The sequence below is a fragment of the Bacillus paramycoides genome (assembly GCF_001884235.1).
Classification (GTDB): domain Bacteria; phylum Bacillota; class Bacilli; order Bacillales; family Bacillaceae_G; genus Bacillus_A; species Bacillus_A paramycoides.
In genome coordinates this window covers 44,590-65,034 of record NZ_MAOI01000123.1, presented here as the reverse complement: position 1 = coordinate 65,034, position 20,445 = coordinate 44,590, and the positions used below count along the sequence as shown (strand labels likewise).

At 33.9% G+C, this 20,445-nt stretch carries 20 protein-coding genes and 1 pseudogene; 17 read left to right on the top strand and 4 right to left on the bottom strand.

Annotated features, from left to right (window positions below; all coding sequences use genetic code 11):
• Positions 1 to 6 precede the first annotated feature (6 nt).
• Complete coding sequence (locus BAU28_RS25575) at positions 7 to 489, top strand: CcdC family protein (protein WP_071720659.1); 483 nt, start codon at positions 7 to 9, stop codon at positions 487 to 489.
• Between the two features lie 50 nt (positions 490 to 539).
• Here the strand turns inward: BAU28_RS25575 and BAU28_RS25570 are convergent, their stop codons facing one another.
• Positions 540 to 770: a DUF896 domain-containing protein gene (locus BAU28_RS25570; protein WP_071720657.1), complete on the bottom strand. Its 231-nt coding sequence runs from the start codon at positions 768 to 770 to the stop codon at positions 540 to 542.
• A gap of 189 nt (positions 771 to 959) precedes the next feature.
• On the opposite strand from BAU28_RS25570, the gene BAU28_RS25565 reads away from it, so the two are divergent.
• On the top strand, positions 960 to 2,243 hold the full coding sequence (locus BAU28_RS25565) for an aminopeptidase P family protein (RefSeq protein ID WP_071720655.1): 1,284 nt from the start codon (positions 960 to 962) through the stop codon (positions 2,241 to 2,243).
• Between the two features lie 118 nt (positions 2,244 to 2,361).
• A complete protein-coding gene (locus tag BAU28_RS25560) occupies positions 2,362 to 4,014 on the top strand; it encodes a multicopper oxidase family protein (RefSeq protein ID WP_071720653.1) in 1,653 nt (550 codons plus the stop codon).
• 79 nt (positions 4,015 to 4,093) lie between these two features.
• On the opposite strand, the gene BAU28_RS25555 is transcribed toward BAU28_RS25560, so the two are convergent.
• Entirely contained in the window at positions 4,094 to 4,639 is a 546-nt protein-coding gene (locus BAU28_RS25555; RefSeq protein WP_071720651.1) for a hypothetical protein, read from the bottom strand.
• A 351-nt stretch (positions 4,640 to 4,990) separates the two neighbouring features.
• Here BAU28_RS25555 and topB point away from each other — a divergent pair, with 351 nt between their 5' ends.
• The 5 genes and pseudogenes from topB to BAU28_RS25530 all read left to right on the top strand — a co-directional run bounded on the left by topB (position 4,991) and on the right by BAU28_RS25530 (position 9,621).
• Positions 4,991 to 7,135, top strand: a complete 2,145-nt coding sequence (topB, locus tag BAU28_RS25550) for a DNA topoisomerase III (RefSeq protein WP_071720649.1) — start codon at positions 4,991 to 4,993, stop codon at positions 7,133 to 7,135.
• Between the two features lie 245 nt (positions 7,136 to 7,380).
• Positions 7,381 to 7,467 (top strand): annotated as a pseudogene (locus BAU28_RS31160) (DUF6262 family protein); the annotation flags it as partial.
• A gap of 148 nt (positions 7,468 to 7,615) precedes the next feature.
• A complete protein-coding gene (locus tag BAU28_RS25540) occupies positions 7,616 to 8,098 on the top strand; it encodes a DUF2975 domain-containing protein (RefSeq protein ID WP_071720647.1) in 483 nt (160 codons plus the stop codon).
• Positions 8,099 to 8,109: 11 nt separating this feature from the next.
• Positions 8,110 to 8,325, top strand: coding sequence for a helix-turn-helix domain-containing protein (locus BAU28_RS25535; RefSeq protein ID WP_071720645.1), 216 nt, complete (start codon positions 8,110 to 8,112; stop codon positions 8,323 to 8,325).
• Positions 8,326 to 8,373: 48 nt separating this feature from the next.
• Positions 8,374 to 9,621: a DUF4153 domain-containing protein gene (locus BAU28_RS25530; protein WP_071720643.1), complete on the top strand. Its 1,248-nt coding sequence runs from the start codon at positions 8,374 to 8,376 to the stop codon at positions 9,619 to 9,621.
• 190 nt (positions 9,622 to 9,811) lie between these two features.
• Here the strand turns inward: BAU28_RS25530 and BAU28_RS25525 are convergent, their stop codons facing one another.
• Positions 9,812 to 10,777: an arsenic resistance protein gene (locus BAU28_RS25525; protein ID WP_071720641.1), complete on the bottom strand. Its 966-nt coding sequence runs from the start codon at positions 10,775 to 10,777 to the stop codon at positions 9,812 to 9,814.
• A 292-nt stretch (positions 10,778 to 11,069) separates the two neighbouring features.
• Between BAU28_RS25525 and BAU28_RS25520 the strand changes: the two genes are divergently transcribed.
• The 5 genes from BAU28_RS25520 (at position 11,070) to BAU28_RS25500 (ending at position 16,492) form a co-directional block, all read left to right on the top strand.
• A complete protein-coding gene (locus BAU28_RS25520; protein ID WP_071720640.1) occupies positions 11,070 to 11,762 on the top strand; it encodes an FMN-dependent NADH-azoreductase in 693 nt (230 codons plus the stop codon).
• Between the two features lie 238 nt (positions 11,763 to 12,000).
• A complete protein-coding gene (gene brnQ / locus BAU28_RS25515) occupies positions 12,001 to 13,359 on the top strand; it encodes a branched-chain amino acid transport system II carrier protein (protein WP_048372796.1) in 1,359 nt (452 codons plus the stop codon).
• Positions 13,360 to 13,445: 86 nt separating this feature from the next.
• Positions 13,446 to 13,865 (top strand): VOC family protein, encoded by a 420-nt coding sequence (locus BAU28_RS25510; protein WP_000750833.1) that lies wholly within the window; start codon positions 13,446 to 13,448, stop codon positions 13,863 to 13,865.
• 317 nt (positions 13,866 to 14,182) lie between these two features.
• The gene (locus BAU28_RS25505; protein WP_071720638.1) at positions 14,183 to 15,832 is read left to right on the top strand and encodes a copper resistance CopC/CopD family protein; all 1,650 of its coding nucleotides are present in this window, start codon (positions 14,183 to 14,185) and stop codon (positions 15,830 to 15,832) included.
• A gap of 42 nt (positions 15,833 to 15,874) precedes the next feature.
• Positions 15,875 to 16,492, top strand: coding sequence for a YcnI family copper-binding membrane protein (locus tag BAU28_RS25500; protein ID WP_071720636.1), 618 nt, complete (start codon positions 15,875 to 15,877; stop codon positions 16,490 to 16,492).
• 46 nt (positions 16,493 to 16,538) lie between these two features.
• On the opposite strand, the gene BAU28_RS25495 is transcribed toward BAU28_RS25500, so the two are convergent.
• Positions 16,539 to 17,444 (bottom strand): DMT family transporter, encoded by a 906-nt coding sequence (locus BAU28_RS25495; protein ID WP_025150032.1) that lies wholly within the window; start codon positions 17,442 to 17,444, stop codon positions 16,539 to 16,541.
• 97 nt (positions 17,445 to 17,541) lie between these two features.
• Between BAU28_RS25495 and BAU28_RS25490 the strand changes: the two genes are divergently transcribed.
• The 4 genes from BAU28_RS25490 to BAU28_RS25475 all read left to right on the top strand — a co-directional run bounded on the left by BAU28_RS25490 (position 17,542) and on the right by BAU28_RS25475 (position 20,359).
• Positions 17,542 to 18,411 carry a LysR family transcriptional regulator gene (locus BAU28_RS25490; protein WP_002171420.1) on the top strand — a complete coding sequence of 290 codons (870 nt, stop codon included), beginning with the start codon at positions 17,542 to 17,544 and terminating at the stop codon, positions 18,409 to 18,411.
• A 120-nt stretch (positions 18,412 to 18,531) separates the two neighbouring features.
• Positions 18,532 to 18,963: an Rrf2 family transcriptional regulator gene (locus BAU28_RS25485; protein ID WP_071720634.1), complete on the top strand. Its 432-nt coding sequence runs from the start codon at positions 18,532 to 18,534 to the stop codon at positions 18,961 to 18,963.
• 71 nt (positions 18,964 to 19,034) lie between these two features.
• The gene (locus BAU28_RS25480; RefSeq protein ID WP_025150030.1) at positions 19,035 to 19,685 is read left to right on the top strand and encodes a DsbA family oxidoreductase; all 651 of its coding nucleotides are present in this window, start codon (positions 19,035 to 19,037) and stop codon (positions 19,683 to 19,685) included.
• A gap of 71 nt (positions 19,686 to 19,756) precedes the next feature.
• Positions 19,757 to 20,359, top strand: coding sequence for a nitroreductase family protein (locus tag BAU28_RS25475; protein ID WP_071720632.1), 603 nt, complete (start codon positions 19,757 to 19,759; stop codon positions 20,357 to 20,359).
• Positions 20,360 to 20,445 lie beyond the last annotated feature (86 nt).

Genomic DNA, 20,445 nt, shown 5'->3' with positions numbered 1-20,445 from the left:
GAGAATATGAGTTTAGCACTTTTATCAAGTATCGTAGCAGTTTGTATGGCCGTTGGAGTGATGTTTCTTCGATTTAAGTCAGCGAAAAAACCGGTAACGAAAAAGAAAATTATATTACCGCCAATCTTTATGAGTACGGGCGCATCGATGTACTTCTTACCAGAGTTTCGGTTAACATCGTTAGAAATAGTAGAGGCAATTAGCGTAGGACTTATTTTCTCTATATTTCTTATTAAAACAACTAAGTTTGAAATAAAAGGCGAAGAGATATATATGAAACCGTCAAAAGCGTTCATATTTATTTTAGTTGGTTTATTAGCTGTACGGGTAGCATTAAAATCATATTTAAGTCAATCGATTGATTTAGCGCAATTAAGCGGGATGTTTTTCTTACTTGCCTTTGCGATGATTGTATCGTGGAGAATTGCTATGTATCGCTCGTATACTAAATTAGAAAAGACAATAAAAAGAGCTGGAATTTCTATATAGGAATTCCAGCTCTTTTTATGTTTTATTGAATGTATTCTTTAACGCGGAGCTCATTCGCTGAATTTCAAACGGTCTTGGGCATGCTGTAAAGCAATAGGAGTAACGTTCTCGCCGCTAGGATCTACAATTTTTGTATTTAATAAAATGGAATCTAAACTTCCGCGAAATTCTTTCGTATAGCTTTTTCTTAGCGTTTGTTGCTCTTTTTTTTCTGCACTATTTAATCCTAAAGTTTTTTCTTTTTTTGCTAATTCGTTAATACGGAATAAAATGTTTTTCATTTTGCTCACCTCTTATTTTAAATTAAATTAGTTACTTACTAATTTATAGTTATTTTAACTCGTATAGTTTGTTATGTCAACATCATCTACAAATGGGTTAAAAATTGACGAAAAATTATAACAATAATAAAATGAATAACAGAGGCCAATTAGTTTTAAAAGCATACATAGAACGTTAGGGGGATTATTATGAAGTCAACATTTTTTACTCAAAATAGAGAACGATTAGTAAAAACATTACCGGAGGAATGTATTACTATTTTATTTGCGGGACAAGCACCTCATATGTCAGCTGATGCACATTATAAATTTGTACCGAATCGTAATTTTTACTACTTAACGGGAATCAATGAGCCAAATGTTATTTTCATGCTAAAAAAGTTTGGGAATAGTGTAGAAGAGACTCTTTTCATTGAAAAATCAGATCCAGTGCTTGAGAAGTGGGTTGGAAAAACAGTTTCTAAAGAAGAAGCAGAGAAATTATCAGGTATAAAGAAAGTTGTATATATAGAGAGCTTTGAAAAAACAATGTCAAATACACTTTTCACCGAAAATGTGAAACATGTGAATTTAGATTTGGAGCTTCGTGAGTGGAAAGGTATAGAGACGAAAACGTTAGCGTTTGCTAAACATGTAAGAGAACAATATCCTCACATTACAATCGGAAATGTTTATCCGAACATTTGTGAATTACGAGTGTTTAAAACAGAAGAAGAAATTGAAATCATAAAAGAAGCTATTGCTGTTACTAAAGAGGGCATTTATAACGTACTGAAGCATGCAAAAGCAGATATGATGGAATATGAATTAGAAGCTCATTTTGATTTTACGCTGAAATCATCTGGTATTAAACATCATGCGTTTAATACAATTTTGGCGAGCGGTAAAAATGCTACTGTGTTGCATTATGAAGATAATGATGCAAAAGTGGGGCAAAGTGATTTAGTACTGCTCGATTTAGGTGCTCAAAAAGACTACTATAATGCTGATATTAGTTACACATTCCCAGCTACTGGAACATTCTCTAGTCGCCAAAAACAAATATATAATATAGTGTTAAAAGCATTAAAAGAAACAACGGAACTTATTAAGCCAGGTTTAAAATTCGCTGCATTAAATGAACATACAAAAAAAGTGCTAGCAGAAGAATGTAAAGCAATTGGTTTAATTCAAGAAGACGAGGAATTAACTAAATATTATTATCATGGTGTCAGCCACTTCCTTGGTTTAGATACGCATGATGTAGGAACATATAAAGATAGAGTATTAGAAGAAGGTATGGTCATTACGATTGAACCGGGTCTATATATTGAAGAAGAATCAATTGGAATTCGTATTGAAGATGATATTCTTGTAACAAAGGATGGGTATGAAAACTTGTCAAAAGATATCATTAGAGAAGTTGAAGAGATTGAAGAGTTTATGAGAGAAAATAATGTGAATGTAAAAGAAGATGAAGTTGTTACGAAATAATAATTAGAAGAGGCGCTCAATTTTGGGTGCCTTTTTATTTTGTTCATTTTACATCTCCATATTTTCTTGAAAATCATCTTCTATAATGATTTTGAAATAGAAAAAGGAGGGATTTACCATGAAGAGATTTGTATTAACAGCAGTTATAGTCTCTGTAATATCTTTAATTACTGCATGTTCTGCGACCACAAATATAACAAATGATCATAAAAATATGAATGATAAAAAAGCAGAACAGACTGAAACGGCTACAAAACCATTGAAAGTTGTAAAAGGACCAGAAGTCATTTTAATAGCGAAAGAAGAAAAGCAAAAGCTAAGTAATGGTGTTATTGCTCCAGTCTGGACATTTAATGGTTCATCTCCTGGGCCGGAAATTAGGGTGAAAAAAGGTGAAAAGGTTAAAGTGACATTAAAAAATGAATTATCTGCACCTGTATCTATTCATTGGCATGGGTATCCTGTTCCGAATAACATGGATGGAATTCCAGGCGTGACACAAGATGCGGTTGAGTCTGGAAAAAGTTTCATCTATGAATTCGAAGCAAACGTACCAGGAACGTATTGGTATCACTCGCATCAAGATTCTGTAAATCAGCTAGATAGAGGTTTGTATGGTGCTCTTGTTGTAGAAGATACAAATGAAAAATATGATAAAGATTACACATTAATGTTAGATGAATGGGTAACAGATAAAGAAGAAATTGATAAGCAGTTAAAAGAAATGACAAAAGGGAAAACAGAAAAAGCAGACGGTAATAAATCTAAGGATAATGAAAGAACGAAAAAGAATGATGATATGAAAGGCATGGATCATTCCGGTATGGACATGGGCAGTGATAAAAAAGACTCCGGCAATATGGCGGGTATGGATCATGGGAATATGAAGATGGAAGGTCATGATATGAGTATGTATGACCTATTCACTATCAATGGTAAAAGCGGTGGTTTAGTGGAACCATTAAAAGTGAACAAGGGAGAGAAAGTTCGACTTCGACTAGTTAATGCTGGTTACCTATCACATGATATACATGTTCACGGTCATGATATGAAAGTCATTGCGACAGATGGCCAACCAATTAATGATCCAAAAGTTATTAAGGACAAAGTAATTTCAATTGCACCTGGTGAACGTTATGATGTTGAATTTACAGCTAACAATCCTGGGAAATGGTATGTTGAAGACCATTCGGAAAATAAAGGTACAAAAGGAATGAAAGCTGTTATTGAATATGATGGCAGCAAAGAGATGAAAGACAAGGCAAATGAAAAAGGAAAATTACCAAAATTAGATATGACGAAATACGGTACTAAAAAATTAGGTAGTTTCACGTTAGACCAGCAGTATACTACCACATATAATATGGACTTGAATACGAAAATGAATGGAAATGAAATGGTATATACAATAAACGGAAAAGTATTTCCGGATATCGACCCAATTCCAGTGAAAAAGGGTGACTTAGTAAAAGTAAAATTAGTAAATCGCTCTAAAACAGATGATCACCCAATGCATTTACACGGTCATTTCTTCCAAGTATTAAGTAAAGATGGAAAACCGATAGAAGGTTCTCCAATTGTTAAAGATACATTGAACTTAAAACCAGGAGAAGAATATGAAGTAGCCTTTGTAGCAGACAATCCAGGTGAATGGATGTTCCACTGTCATGATTTACACCATGCTTCAGCAGGAATGGTAACAGAAGTAAAATATAAAGATTACAAATCTGATTATGTTCCAAACCCTAATATTCCAAATAAGCCAGAATAATATAAAATTCATGTAATTTATTATGATATAAAGCAGTTATCTTATTGGATAGCTGCTTTATTAATTTTGATTGTAAGTGTTAATGCATGTGTTGATCGTGCCCTGAGGAAGATGGGGGAGTATGATCTGGGAATGTCACGAATACAGTAAGAACAATTACTACGCTAATGGAAAGTAATAATAGAAACCGTCGGTGGATATAAGTAGAAAAGTTCTCTGATAACAATTGAATCATACATGACATGGTAATAGTTATGGTAAGTAAGAGGCTAATAAGAAGTATACTATGAGCTTGTTGAGTGTTTAACATTTCTGTAATCATTGCTCCCATCATACTTGCCATTAATCCAGAGAACATTCCTTCTAAGGCAGTATACAGGTGAAAACGTAGACCGACTAAAAGACCGATAAAACCACTAATCAAAATAGCAAGCAAAGTAGAATATAGTAGTTCACCTTTAAAGAGAATACCTAAATAAAAACCTATACTTAAACCGATACTCATACTAAAAGACATGATAAATACCATATACTCCATTAGGGTACCCTTACGTTTAGAAATATATGATGTAATAATAATCGAGATACAACAAAGTGTTAAGGCAGTTAACGTATAAGTAAACATCATGATACCTCCCTGTCCTATCATTCACTTCATCATATGTTTAAATGGAGGGTACTTATGCTTATATATATCTGCAAATTATCTGCACAATTTAATGAATGTAAGCAAGTAGTAATAAAGGAAAGAAAGGACGCTTGATTTTTTTTGGCGTCTTTTTTGCTTGTAAGCATGTGAAAGAAATTGTTATATAATGAGTTTCTATTGTGAAGCCATAAAGAATAAGCGTATAATATTATAGGTCTCACATTTGTGAGGCAAACCGCGAATGATAAATAAGATTGTTGTATTATCATCGCTTCTAAACATATAGACAATGAAAGTAACACTGGAATACAGATAGGGAGTTATAAAATGAAATTAATTATTGCCGAGAAACCAGATCAAGGTTTGGCTCTTGTTTCACAGTTTAAATATCGCAGGAAAGATGGATATTTAGAAGTAGAAGCAAATGAGTTATTTCCAAATGGAGCGTACTGTACATGGGCAATTGGTCATTTGACGCAGTTATGTAATCCAGAACATTATCACGCTGAGTGGAAAAAATGGTCGCTCGATACATTACCAATGATTCCAGAGCGATTTCAGTTTGAGGTAACAAAGTCAAAGTATAAGCAATTTAATGTAGTGAAACAGCTGTTACATAATCCGGGGGTAACAGAAATTATTCACGCGGGCGATGCTGGGCGTGAAGGGGAACTGATCGTAAGAAATATTATTAATCTTTGCAACGTGCAAAAGCCGATGAAACGTCTTTGGATTTCATCTTTAACGAAGCAAGCAATTTATCAAGGGTTTAAAAACTTACTTGATGAATCAGATACGATTAATACGTATTACGAAGCATATACAAGATCTTGCGCCGACTGGGTCGTTGGTATGAATGCATCACGTGTCTTTAGTATTTTGCTAAAGAAAAAGGGAATGAATGATGTGTTTTCCGCTGGTCGTGTACAAACACCAACATTAGCATTGATCGTAAAGCGTGAAAAAGAAATAGAGAACTTTAAGTCAGAGCCATTTTGGGAAGTGTTCGCAACCTTTAATATAGAAGGAAAGAAGTATGAGGGGAAATGGGAGAAAGATAATGAGTCCCGCTTAAATGATCCTGATTTGGCAAATAAAATTGCAGCGTTTTGTCAAAATAAACCGGCTGTAGTAAAAGAAATGAAAACGGAGCGTAAAGAGTTTCAGCCGCCGTTTTTATTTAATTTATCATCACTACAAGCAACGGCAAACAAAGCTTTTAAATTTTCACCGAAAAAGACGCTTGATATAACGCAAGCACTATATCAAAAAGGGATAGTATCTTATCCACGTTCAGATTCTAACTATGTAACACAAGGAGAAGCAGCGACGTTCCCTGATATTTTACAGAAGTTAAGTCAGTTTGATGAATATAAAGGTTTATTGCCAGCACCAATTGAATCAATTATGAGCAACAAGCGCTATGTGAATGAAAAGAAAGTTACAGATCACTACGCAATTATACCGACAGAGCAAGTGACAAATCCAAGCAAACTATCAGGTGATGAAAAGAAAATTTACGATATGATCGTAAGAAGACTTATTGCGGCGCATTATGAAGTAGCAATCTTTGACTACACAACGATTACAACGCTTGTAGACGAACGTGCGGAGTTCATTTCGAAAGGAAAACAGCAAATTCAAGAAGGTTGGCGTAAAGTTATTTTCCAAGACGATAAAGATGACGAAACGATTCTTCCAATTGTCGCTGAAGGTGAACAAGGGAAAGTTGTAAAGGTGAAAGTGAAAGAAGGAAAAACACAGCCACCGAAACGTTATACAGAAGGACAACTTATTACGTTAATGAAAACGGCCGGTAAGTATTTAGATAATGAAGAACTTGAGAAAGTATTGAAGAAAACAGAAGGTCTAGGTACAGAGGCAACTCGTGCAGGTATTATTACGATGCTGAAGGATCGTAAATATATAGATGTGCAGAAAAACCAAGTGTATGCAACCGATAAAGGGAAAGTATTAATTACAGCAATTGGAGACAAAATTTTAGCTTCACCAGAAATGACTGCGAAATGGGAGCAGCGCCTTGCGGAAATTGGAGAAGGTACAGCTTCACCAGCTACTTTCATGGAACAGACGAAAAAATTATCAGCTAAAATTATTGAAGACGCGGTAGAAATGTCGGAGAAGTGGGACTTCACTGGATTACATGTTGAATCGATTGAACGAAAAGGATCGAAATTTACAACAGGTAAAAAGGTTGGGAACTGTAAAAAATGTGATGGCGATGTTATTGACAAGTCCACATTTTACGGTTGTTCAAACTACAATACAACACAATGTGACTTTACCATCTCGAAGAAGATATTAAGTAAAACAATTTCGCAAAAAAACATGACAAAGCTCTTAAAAGGTGAGAAGACCGATTTAATTAAAGGCTTTAAAAAGGGCGAGAAGACCTTTGATGCGAAGTTAGAGTGGAAAGATAATAAGATTAACTTTGTGTTTGAAAATTAAGTGGTTTCAACAAAAAAAGTGCTTTACTAAATAAAAAAGCTCCTGCCCGAGTAAAAGGTGCTATAACAGGTTAGGTTTGAAAAATATTGATAGAAAAGAAAAAGCATGACAATTTTATGTCATGCTTTTTTATTTTTTAATTACAGACTTTTGTGTACTAATACTAAAAAATATTTAAAATAATTGTTTGAAAAGATGGTATTAAATAGGATGTTTATATTATCTTTATCATTTCTTTTATATAAAGGAAAAATAAAAAATTAGAAAATGAAAACAAGCAATTAAGAGAACAACTGAAAGTAACTTACACCGATGTTTATAAAAAGTTATAGAGCATTTCTTTGAATGAGGAATGCTTTATATTTTTTTCTTAAAACAAAATCCGCAATAAAAACATTATTTGAATTGATAAAAATTTATTGTAAAACGATAAAAAATATATTAGAATCAAAAACAGAATAAATAAGTGAGGTGCTTTTTATGGGAAAAGTAACAACGTTATTTTTAAAAATAGTTGTTATTCTTTTAGGGGTCCCAGTTCTTGCTCTGTGCATCTTTTTGGTGCCTGAGATGGCGAATCTTGCAGTAAAATTGCTTCCACAGTTTGCTTTTATACAATATCTCGTTTTCATTGCTTTTGATGCATCGGCTATACCTTTTTATTTTGCTTTGTATCAGGCTTTCAAACTCTTATGCTATATTGACAAAAATAAAGCTTTCTCTGATTTATCTGTAAAAGCTTTAAAGAAAATCAAATACTGTGCCATCACAATCAGTATTTTGCATGTGCTAGTTTGGCCGCTCTTCTATATCTTTGCAGAAGTAGAAGACGCATCAGGAGTTATCTTTGTCGGATTGGTTGTTCCTTTTGCTTCGATGGTTATCGCAGTCTTTGCGGCTGTTCTTCAAAAACTTTTACAAGATGCAATTAATATCAAATCAGAAAATGATTTAACGGTCTGAGGTGAATAACAATGGCAATTATAATTAACATTGATGTGATGTTAGCAAAAAGGAAAATGAGCGTAACAGAACTTTCGGAGAAGGTTGGAATAACAATAGCGAACCTTTCTATATTGAAAAATGGAAAGGCAAAAGCGATTCGATTAGCCACTTTAGAGGCAATTTGTAAGGCTTTAAAATGTCAGCCTGAAGATATTTTAGAATACAAAAGTGAAGAAGACAGTTAAATATTGTGGAGGAAACTTAATATAACAATTATTAGGGGAGGTATAACTATGGACATTAACAATTTGATTATTGAAAATATTGATAAGCCTCATGAGTTGGAGAGAATGTATAGAAAAGACCCGAAAGCTTTTAAAAAGTCATTCTCACATGCATGGGAACAAAACCCTGATTCTCAGGTTCTTGGTGTTTGGTATGAAAGATTGCATTTCAAGGAGACAGCAAATACAGAAAAAACTTCCTTGCTTCAAAAAGGTTTCTTATTCATGGGTATTTTAGCTATTCTGGCCGGGATAAGTACCAGAATCATTTTCCACTTTGTCGAACAGGAAGCAATTGCTCCAATTAACCTGGCTTTTGGTATAATGCCCTTTATTGCTGCCTATTTTGTTTACAATAATATTCCGAAAAAAAGTGTTATTTATTCCCTTGCAGCGCTGTTCCTAATTTCCGGGTTTTATCTTAATATGTTGCCATTAAATTATAAAGATAGTATTATCCTTGCTTATTTACACCTTCCCATATTTTTATGGGTATTGGTAGGTCTTGCATTTACAGGAAATGAATATTCAAAAGGTAGTACAAGGTTAGCTTATATTAAATTTAATTTGGAATATTGTATTCTCTACGCCAGCATGGCAGTTAGCGGAATGGTACTAGCAGCATTAACAATGCAGTTATTTAGGTTTGTTGACTTGAATATAGAAGACTTCTATTTTAGTAATGTTGTTTTATTTGGTGCTGCCGCTCTTGCTATTGTGGCTACATATCTGGTATCAATGAATCTTAAACTTGCTAAGAATATTACACCATATATAGCTAAAATTTTTAGTCCTCTTGTCCTGATCACATTGTTGATCTATCTTATAACGGTTATATGGGTCGGAAAAAATCCATTCTTGGACCGCAATTTCCTGATAGTCTTCAACGGAATACTCCTTGGTGTATTGGCTGTTACCATATTTTCCATTATCGAGAGCGATTCAGACAAGAAAAAGAACATTTCAGATTATATAAATTTTGCCTTAATTGTTCTTGCGCTTATCATTGACAGTGTGGCTTTGTCAGCCATCGTGTTCAGACTTTCTTCTTATGGGATTACGCCTAATAGACTTGCTGTTTTAGGAGTAAACATACTTATCTGGGCAAACCTAATTTGGATTATGCTCTCCTATATGCGTTTTCTACAAAACAAATCCGGGCCTTTAACTATCCAAGATGCCGTTACTAAGTATTTGCCAATCTACGGACTTTGGGCAGCTTTCGTTACATTTACTTTTCCTATAATTTTTAATTAGAAAGGATCTGTTAATGTAACGAAAAGTTAATCTTCTATAACATATAAAATTTTTAGAGCCGATTGATTTATTATAATTGGAATTATTACGTTTGTAGTTTCGGTTATTTCATTTGTATTGATAAATAAGAAATAAGTGTTGTATGTAATCTTTCCATAATAAAAAACGTCCCATTTTGGGACGTTTTTTATTATGTGTATTGCTGTTTTTTCTTAATAAGTAACAACACTTGTGAGACACAAGCAAGAACTGGCAACTCAATCAACGGTCCAATAACGAGTGCAAGTGCGATAAGAGGCTCGTCTGGAAAAGCAGTCACAGCAATAGCAAGTGCAACAGGCGAGTTTCTTGCTAACGTTGTTAAGCTTAGACTTACTGTATCTTTATAAGATAAATGCATGATGCGCCCGATAAATTGTCCTAGTAAAAAATTAATGATGAAGAACAATAGAACAGGAATCAGTAATAATAAAACGACATTCATATTTTGTAGTAAATATTTACCTTGTGATGCAAACATCGCTACAATTGCTAAACTTAAAAATACAATTTGAGCAGAGCTGAAAAATGGAATGATTTTATTCTCGAGTGCGTCAGCTTTTTTCATTTTATTCATAATGAATTTTGTAGCGTGTGCAAGTAAAAATGGTAAGACGATTACAATAACAATACTTTCTACTAAAACTGAAACCGCTACAGTCTTCATTACACCAGCAAATAAAAATAAATAAATTGGAAGCAGTAATACTTGTAAAATTAAATTTACGGGTAAAATTGCTGTAGAAAGTGCTACATTTCCTTTCGCTATTTCAGTAAATATTAAGTACCAATCTGTACATGGAGTAACCATCAACATTATAAATCCAATCCAAAGTGCTGGGTGGTCTGAAAGAAATAATGCACCTAATCCCCAAGCAAGGAAAGGTGTCCATAAAAAGTTAATGGTAAGGCTTGTTCCAGCAAATTTTAAATTGCGAAATCCATTTTTTATTTCTTTTAATGGGATGCTGAGGAATAATCCATATAGCATGAAAAATAAGGAGGGGACAATGAATTTGTCTGAATACGTATGTACGATATTAAATTGTCCGAGTGCGATGCCACATGTAACAGCAAAAAGAATAATAAAAGTTTGAATCTTTTCTATAGTGCTCATGAATAAATCCTTTCTATATATGAATTTTCCTCTCTAAGTTTATTATACAAGTAATAAAGATGTATTTGGTGTTCAATTGTATTTTAGTTAATATTTTTAATTCGAGATTTTGTTTTTTATTAAAAGTTACTTGACTAAAGTAAGTGACTATATTACAATCACTTACATAAGGTAATTAAATAACGAAAAGTTGTAATAGCTTAACTTAAGGTATCTATTGGAACTTTTTCTTAGAATAAGAATTTTTATGATGATGAATAATGAATATGAAAAGAAAGATTAGGTGAAGAAAATGGGACTATTTAGCTCATTATTTGGTAAGAAAGAAGAAAATACGAATGTAGAGGAGAATAAAAAAATGTCAAAAGTATTATTTGTTAAAGCAAACGATCGTCCAGCGGAGCAAGCAATTAGTTCAAAAATGTATGAAACATTTGTAAGTACTTATAAGGAAGCAAATCCAAATACAGAAATTACGGAGTTAGATTTATTTGCATTAGATCTTCCTTATTACGGAAATATCGCTATTTCAGGTGGATATAAACGTAGTCAAGGAATGGAGTTAACAGCTGAAGAAGAGAAGGCCGTTGCTACAGTAGATCAATATTTAAATCAGTTTTTAGAAGCTGATAAAGTTGTATTTGCGTTCCCATTATGGAACTTCACAGTGCCAGCGCCTTTAGTTACTTATATTTCATATCTTTCTCAAGCTGGAAAAACATTTAAATATACAGCAAATGGTCCAGAAGGTTTAGCTGGTGATAAGAAAGTAGTTGTATTAGGTGCTCGTGGTTCAGATTACTCTTCAGAACAAATGGCTCCTATGGAAATGGCAGTTAATTATGTAACAACTGTGCTTGGATTCTGGGGAATTACAAATCCAGAGACAGTTGTAATTGAAGGACACAATCAATATCCAGATCGCTCACAACAAATTGTTGAAGAAGGTTTAGAAAACGTTAAAAAAGTAGCTGCAAAATTTTAATTTAGGATAGCAAAAGAGAAAAACCAACATGGATGACCATGTTGGTTTTTTAGTCTAGTTTCTATGTTAAAAAATGTATATTTATAAAATAAAAGAAAAGTTTGAAAATAGTATTGCAAAATATTATATATCAAACTATAATGAGTTCAAGAATAGTTGATACTTAAATTAAATATTCAGAAAATTCAATTAGTTAAAATTGGAAATGAGATAAGGAATTTTGAATGGGGGTTTTATTATGACGAATAAAGTACCGTTTTCGTTCATAGTAGTTATCGGATTAATGTTATTTGCACTATTTTTTGGAGCAGGGAATTTAATTTTCCCAGCTATGCTTGGTCAATCAGCGGGTGAGAATGTATGGATTGCAAACGCTGGATTTTTAGTAACAGGAGTAGGATTGCCATTACTTGGTGTATTAGCATTTGGAATTTCAGGTAAAGACGATTTACAGTCATTAGCAAGTCGCGCTCATCCGGTATTTGGGATTGTGTTTACAACAGTTTTATACTTAGCGATCGGTCCGTTATTTGCAATACCAAGAACAGGGAACGTTTCTTATGAAATTGGTCTTAAGCCTTTTATGCCAGAGGGATTAGGTTCTACACCTTTAATTCTTTTTACAATTATATTCTTTAGCATCACTTGTTTTTTTTCGCTAAATCCTGCGAAAATTGTCGATATTGTTGGAAAAATATTAACGCCAATTAAATTAACATTCATCGGTATTTTAGTAATCGTTGCTTTTATTCATCCGATTGGAGATATGCAAGCACCAGTTGAAGGGTATACATCACATGCATTTTTTAAAGGATTCCAAGAAGGATACTTAACAATGGACACGCTTGCATCGTTCGTATTCGGGATCATCATCATTAATGCAATTAAAGAAAAAGGTGCGAAAACGAAAACACAAATTATGGTCGTTTGTGCAAAAGCAACAATCATTGCAGCATCTATCTTAGCAATGATTTATACAGCACTTTCTTATATGGGAGCTTCAAGTGTTGCGAAGCTTGGACATTTAGAAAATGGTGGAGAAGTATTAGCGAAAGTTTCGAACTACTATTTCGGATCATATGGTGGAATATTATTAGGATTAATGATTACAGTTGCTTGTTTAACAACTAGCGTGGGACTTGTATCAGCATGTTCTTCATTTTTCCATAAGTTATTCCCACAAGTTCCTTACAAAGTAATTGCAATTACGCTATGTGTGTTTAGTGCCATTGTGGCGAATGTTGGATTAACGCAATTAATCTCAGTTTCGGTTCCTGTATTAACAGCGATTTACCCACTAGCAATCGTGTTGATTTTCTTAACATTCTTCCACTCGTTATTCAAAGGAAGAGCTGAAGTTTATCAAGTGAGTTTAATCGTAACGTTTATCATCAGCTTATTTGATGGATTAAGTGCAGCTGGAGTTAACATTGAAGTGGTAAGCCGAGTGTTCACTAAATTCCTTCCGATGCAGGAAGTAGGTTTAGGCTGGATTTTCCCAGCGATTATCGGTGGATTTATCGGATATGGTATTAGCGTTTTAAAAGTGAAAAATCAAGTTCAACCAACAGCTAGAGCAAATAAGAAAATAGGTTAAACAAAAAAAGTTATAGAACTTGTTTCTATAACTTTTTTTGTTAATATTGATAAGGATAGAAAAAATAAAGTAGTAGGGGAAATAGAATGAAAAAAACAATTGATCATATCGGAATCGCAGTTCGTGACATAGATAGTACGATACGCTTTTATGAAAAAGTTTTGTTAGGAACTTTAATAGATCGATACGTAAGTGAAGCACCCGGTGTTGAAAGTGAAGTAGCTATTCTTGAAGTAGATGGTGATAGAATTGAATTACTTGCGCCGACGAATAATACAACTTCTCCAATAGCACGATTTATTAAGCAAAAAGGTAAAGGTGTTCATCACGTTGCCTATCGTGTCGATGATTTAGATGTAGCTTTAGAAGAGTTAAAAGAACAAGGTATTCGAACGTTAGAACATACACTTCGAATTAATAAACATGGTAGACGATTAATTTACCTTAACCCAGCGGATACAGAGGGAACGATTATTGAGTATTGTGATTATCCGGAAGAGAAATAAATGAAAAGGTGTTACGTAATAACGTAACGCCTTTTCATTTATGTATTTCACACTTTCTTCACAAATGATTCACGATAACTTTTCTTCTTCGGAAACTTATATAAATATATTTTATGCTATAATAATAATCAGCTTTAAAAATATAAGTAGTATCCATGAAGGTAGCTACTATTATATTGAAAGTATAGAGGTGAGAAATAAATAGAGAGTAATACGGTATAGAACCTTATATTTAATCAGGTTAATATTTTATCGAAAAATAAAACTTAGAAAGTAAAAAGTAATGAAAGTGTAGTGACGAAAAAGAAAGAAGTGAAATGAGTGTGAAAGTAATAAGAAGGTTAGGGGCATGGGTATTAATAGCATGCGTGTGTATTATATTGATACCAAAAAGCGTATCTGCTCATGCGTATGTTGTGAAATCAAACCCTACGGAAAATGAAACGTTAAAGAAAGCACCATCTGTTGTGAAAATTGAATTCGATGAGGATATACAAGTTTCACGATTTAATACATTGTTTGTAAGAGATTCCTCAGGTAAAAGAGTAGATTTAAAAGATGCTCATATAGATAAAAGTAATAAAAAATTATTAGAAGCTGGGTTAAAAGAGAATCTCAAAAATGGTCTCTACTCTGTTCAGTGGAAAGCTATTTCAGCTGATGGACATCCAATTCAAGGAGTTATTCCATTCCGTATTGGGTCAGCAGAAGCGGGAACAGATGATATAAAAGTAGAAGAGATGGGCTATGTTCCCAAAATCGATATGATTGTGGAACGCGGAATTTTATATACAAGTTTCTCACTATTTTTAGGAGTTCTATTCTTTAATCTTATTATTTATAAAGGGAAGGGAATTGAAGTTCAATCAAGGAGTAAGAAAGTAATATGGATATCATTATTTGGTATATTCATTAGTTTACTATTCAATTTACCATTGCAAGCGAAAATGAACGCTGATGTTTCATGGCTAGAAGCATTCGATCCTTTATTATTAAAAGAAACATTACAGCTATCTGTTTTTGGTTATGTATGGATCACTCAAATTGCTCTTATTAGTACGCTCATGATTGTTACATATTTTGCGATGAAACGTGAAAAGCTCTCGTCTTTTAAAGTATGGAGCATTCCACTTGTATTGTTCATTAGTTTACTTATAATGAAGGCCTTAAATAGTCACGCATATGGTTTAAAGTTTAAAGAAATTGCTATCGCTATGGATTTTCTACATTTATTTGCAGCTTCATTATGGATTGGTGGTCTGTCATCGATTATTCTTCTTTTACGTAAAGAGGATGACATATGGACCATGTATTGGGATGCAATTAAGCGTTTTTCACCATGGGCAACAGGTGCTGTCATTGTGATATTAATAACAGGCCTTTTTAATAGTACATTTTTTATTCCAACGATTCATTCGCTATTTGATACGAAGTATGGATTAGCCTTATTAACAAAGATACTTTTATTCGTTTGCATGGGGATATTGGGGATTTTTCATTATGTGAAAGGGAGAATGAGAGCTCAGAAAAGGTTAGGAGCTTCAGTGAAAGTAGAGTTTATTGTTGGGATTATCGTTTTCATAATCGTAGCATTTATGACAAACGTACAAACACCGCCGATGCCCCCTACTGGACCTTTTACAGAGAGTAAACAAGTAGATAATGGATATGAACTTACTTTACATGTAAGTCCTAATAAGGTAGGACAGAATACATTCCATATTAATGTAAAGGATGAGACTGGACAGCCTGTTACCGATATGGAACAAATCGTATTGACGACTCAATCATTAGATATGAATATGGGCAAAGGTTCATTTAAAGTTTCGGCAGTTTCACCGGGAGAATATGAAGCGGAAGGGATGTATATTAATATGACAGGAAACTGGAATATACATGTTCATGGATTAACAAAATCTCTTGATAGCTTCGATTTAGATTTTAAATTTATTGTAGGTGGCCGCTAGGGACTTCTTACTTATAGATAGTCAAAAAGGAGTTATAAGAAAATGAAACGTATAAAAAAATTAGGAACAACAATGATAGCAACTATAATTGCAATGGGAATTTTTTCGTTACCTGTTAGTGCTCATGTAACCGTAAAACCAGCAACTTCTGACGTTAACTCTTGGGAGACTTACACAATAAAAGTACCCGTTGAAAAAAATGTAGCAACAACAAAAATCACACTGAAAATACCGTCTGGAGTTGAGTTTCAACAGTATGAGCCAGTGCCAGGATGGAAAGTAGAAGAACAAAAAGATACAGCTGGAAAAGTTAAAACTGTAGTATGGGAAGCAACAGGAGAGGGGATTTTACCTGGTCAGTTCCAGCGATTTACTTTCGTTGCTAAAAATCCAGATAAAGAGCAAAAAATAGCTTGGGATGCATATCAACAATACAAAGACGGAGAAATTGTTGAATGGACAGGCGATGAGAAAGCTGAGAAGCCACATTCACTTACGACTATTACAAAAGGTACATCCACGGGAGAACATGGAGAAGTGTCTAGTGTGGAAAAGAATGAAGGTACAAGTAATATGCAAACAATAGCAATTGTCTTATCTATTTTAGCGATTGCATCATCGATGGGTACGTGTATTTTTGTAGTACGTCGTAAAAAGTAAGATATAAGAAAGAGCCTACAAGCAGTAGGCTCTTTCTTATATCTATTTATTTCACTTCAACTTGCTGCCCTACAGCAAGTGTTTTCGGCTTTATATTTACAAAACAAATACTCACCACAATAAATAATAGTCCAATAAATAGGCTAATTGTAATGGCCTCATGTAAGAAAATTGAACTTACAATAATAGCGATAAGAGGGATAAGGAATGTATAAGCTCCAACTTTACTCGCTTCACCAGCTCCAACAAGTGTGAAGTAAGCAAGCCACCCCATTGCAATAACGAAGAATGAAATAAAGAGTAGTACACTTACAAAAGGTATACTCCAAGCGATGTTAGACCAACTTTCAAATTCTGAACCGAATCCGATTAAGCAAAATCCACCAATAATAAGTTGAAGTGTTACCATCCAAATGGCATTAACGCGGTGTCCAGTTTTCTTAATAAATACTGTGCCGAGTGCCCAGCCGATAGCGCATCCTAAAGCAAGTAGCACACCAATAATAGAAATATGTCCAGTTAAACTACTAGAGCTAATAACCCCTACACCAATAAATCCGAGAATAAGTCCGAAAACTTTCAAGCCATACATTGATTCTTCAAGCCAAATCCATGAGAAAATGCCGAGTAAGACTGGTTGGAGAAATACGATTGCGGAGAAGAGTCCGGCGGGCATATATTGAAGTCCGACAGTTTGTAGTCCGTAAAATAAAATGATATTGAGTAAAGATGAAATAAAGTATAAATGCCAAGTTTCTTTTAAATTTAATTGTTTGTATTTTGGTAATGCGAAAATAAGTAGGATAAATCCTCCTATTAATGTTCTAATCCCTGCAAAGAGTACGGGTGGTGTGTAATGCAGAGCAAATTTAGATAACGGCCAATTGATTCCCCACATAAAAACGAGAAAGGTAAGGATTATGGCCGTCTTAGTTCGAGAAAGCTGTGTCACTGTGAGACCTCCTTGTTGTTATTCATTTCACTATGATATGATATCGACTATGATAAATAAAATGAATCTTTTTTATAAGGAGTATAAGTGATTAGTTATGACAATTACACAACTTCAAGTTTTAATTAAAACGGTTGAGTTAGGTAGTTTTACGAAGGCTGCCGGGGTTTTAAATATGACGCAACCAGCCGTTAGTCATGCGATTTCAAGTATTGAGTCAGAGTTAGGAGTTACTATTCTTATACGTGATAAACGAAAAGGGTTAATCGTTACGGATGTTGGAAACAGAATTCTTGTACATATTAGAGAAATCTTGAATGGTGTTGAGAAGATTGAACAAGAAGTGGCGATGGAGAAAGGGCATGAAGTTGGAACGATTCGTATAGGAAGTTTTCCGAGTGCCTCGGCGTATTTCTTACCGAAAATGATTAATATCTTTCGTGAAAAGTATCCCAATTTACAATTAGTTCTTTGTGAGGGAGCGCTAAAAGAAGTTGAAGATTGGTTATTATCACGAGTTATCGATATTGGAATTGTCATTTTACCGAATAAAGATATGGAAATAGTCCCAGTAACGAAAGGGAAGATGGTTGTAGTTTTAAGGGACGATCATCCCCTTTGTAAGAAAAGTTCTATTACGATAAGTGATTTAGAGAACGAACCGATTATACTATTTAAAGGTGGATATGAACCGCCGATTATTGATATGTTCAAACAAGCAAACGTGCCACTTCGAGTTGAATATGCAGTTTCGACTGTAACAACATCTTTAAATATGATTCAAGAAGGATTAGGAATTGCAATATTAGCTGAATTATCTTTAACGAATTTACCAAAGAACGTGCAAACGCGAGAATTGGAGCCGCAAGTGTGGAGAGAAATTGCTTTAGCTGTTCCTTCATTAAAGGAAGCTTCACTTGCTGTTCAGTTATTTATTGAAGAATTTCAAGAGTTATTTGCAGAATAAGATAAGGTGTCTCATATATCGTAATGAGGCACTTTTTTTATTTACCTAAAAAAATCTATAAAAAGGATTGACTTATCTTTTTGTTGTAACTATAATGATTACATCGAGGTGGTGATAACGATGAAAATTAGTAGCCGCTTTTCTATAGCTGTTCACATTTTATCTATTTTGAAAAACAATCCATCTTCAGTTTGTACGTCGGACTATATGGCCGAAAGTGTAAATACAAATCCGGTAGTAATTCGCAAAATAATGTCTTACTTGAAACAAGCTGGATTTGTTTACGTAAATCGTGGACCAGGTGGTGCGGGATTATTAAAGGATTTACATGAAATCACATTGTTAGATGTATATCACGCAGTGAATGTAGTAGAAGCAGACAAACTATTTCATATGCACGAGCAACCAAATCCAGATTGTCCAATTGGAGCAAATATTCAAGCTGTGTTAGAAGTTATTTTAATTCAAGCACAATCCGCGATGGAAGAAGTTTTGAGAAATATTACGATGGGACAGTTGTTTGAATCCTTGCAAGAGAAAATGAATTCTTGAAATAATATCTATATTTTTTTGTTATTATTGTAACTATATTGATTACAACTATAAAGGTAAGGTGTAAAGATATGACTGTAAAAATGAAAGTATACTCAGACTTTATATGCCCGTTTTGCTTTTTAGCAAAAGGTCCATTAGATGAAGTAGCGAAAGAGAAAGATGTAGAAATTGAATGGATGCCATTTGAATTGCGTCCAAGTCCATATTCTAAAATAGATCCTTGGAATGAGCCAGATAAATTAGGTTCATGGGATGCTTTCATACTTCCTACTGCAAAGAAATTAGGAATTGAAATGCGATTACCACGTGTTTCACCGCATCCATATACACATTTAGCTTTCGAAGGATGTCAATTTGCGAAAGAACGTGGACTTGGAAATGAGTATCATCACCGTGTATTCACAGCATTTTTCCAAGAAGAACAAAACATTGAGGATATTGATGTTTTAACGAAATTAGCGGTAGAAGTAGGGCTTCCTGAAGCTGAATTTAAAGATGCTTTAGTAACTCGTAAATATAAAGAAAAACATCAAGAAGCAATTCAACATGCATATGATGAAGCGAATATTATGGCTGTCCCAACTGTAATGATTGGAGATGAAGTCATTCAAGGGCTTGCTAGTAAAGAAACGTTACAAAGAGTAATTGATAAAGAAATCGAGAAGGATAAAACAAATTCATTTGAAGGAATGCAATGTAATACGGATGGCTATTGCTAATTCGTTTGTCATGGAGGAATCAAATTAATTTGTTTAAATAAATTATAAAACATACATTTGGAGGAATTAAAATGTCAGCAACTACAACAAATTTAAAAGAAGCAATCGTAAACCGCCGTTCAATTCGTAAAGTAACAAAAAGCGCTACAATAACAAAAGAAAAAATTGAAGAAGTTTTAAAAACGGCTTTACACGCACCAACTTCTTTCAATATGCAAAGTGGCCGTATGGTCGTATTAATGGATGGAGAGCATGAAAAGTTTTGGGATATCGTAAAAGAAACACTAAGAGCCCGCGTACCAGCAGAAAACTTTGAAGCAACTGTAGAAAGACTAAAAGGCTTCCATGCAGGTGTAGGAACAGTACTATTCTTTGAAGATCAAGCAACAGTAGAAAAAATGCAAGAAAATGCACCATTATATAAAGAGCAGTTCCCATTCTGGTCTCATCAAGGAAATGCAATGTTACAACATACGGTATGGATGCTATTATCTGCTGAAGGAATTGGAGCATCATTACAACATTACAATCCAATCGTAGATGCTGAAGTGAAAGAAACTTGGAACATTCCAGCAGAGTGGAGCTTAGTAGGACAAATGCCATTTGGTGAACCAAATGAACAACCAGGAGAAAGAACATTCTTACCTACTGAAGATGTAGTGAAATTTTATTAAGAAATACAATATATAATGAGAAGGAAGCTGTGATTAGAAACAGCTTCCTTTTTTGTATTGGTGTTAATTTATGTGCATTTAGGGAA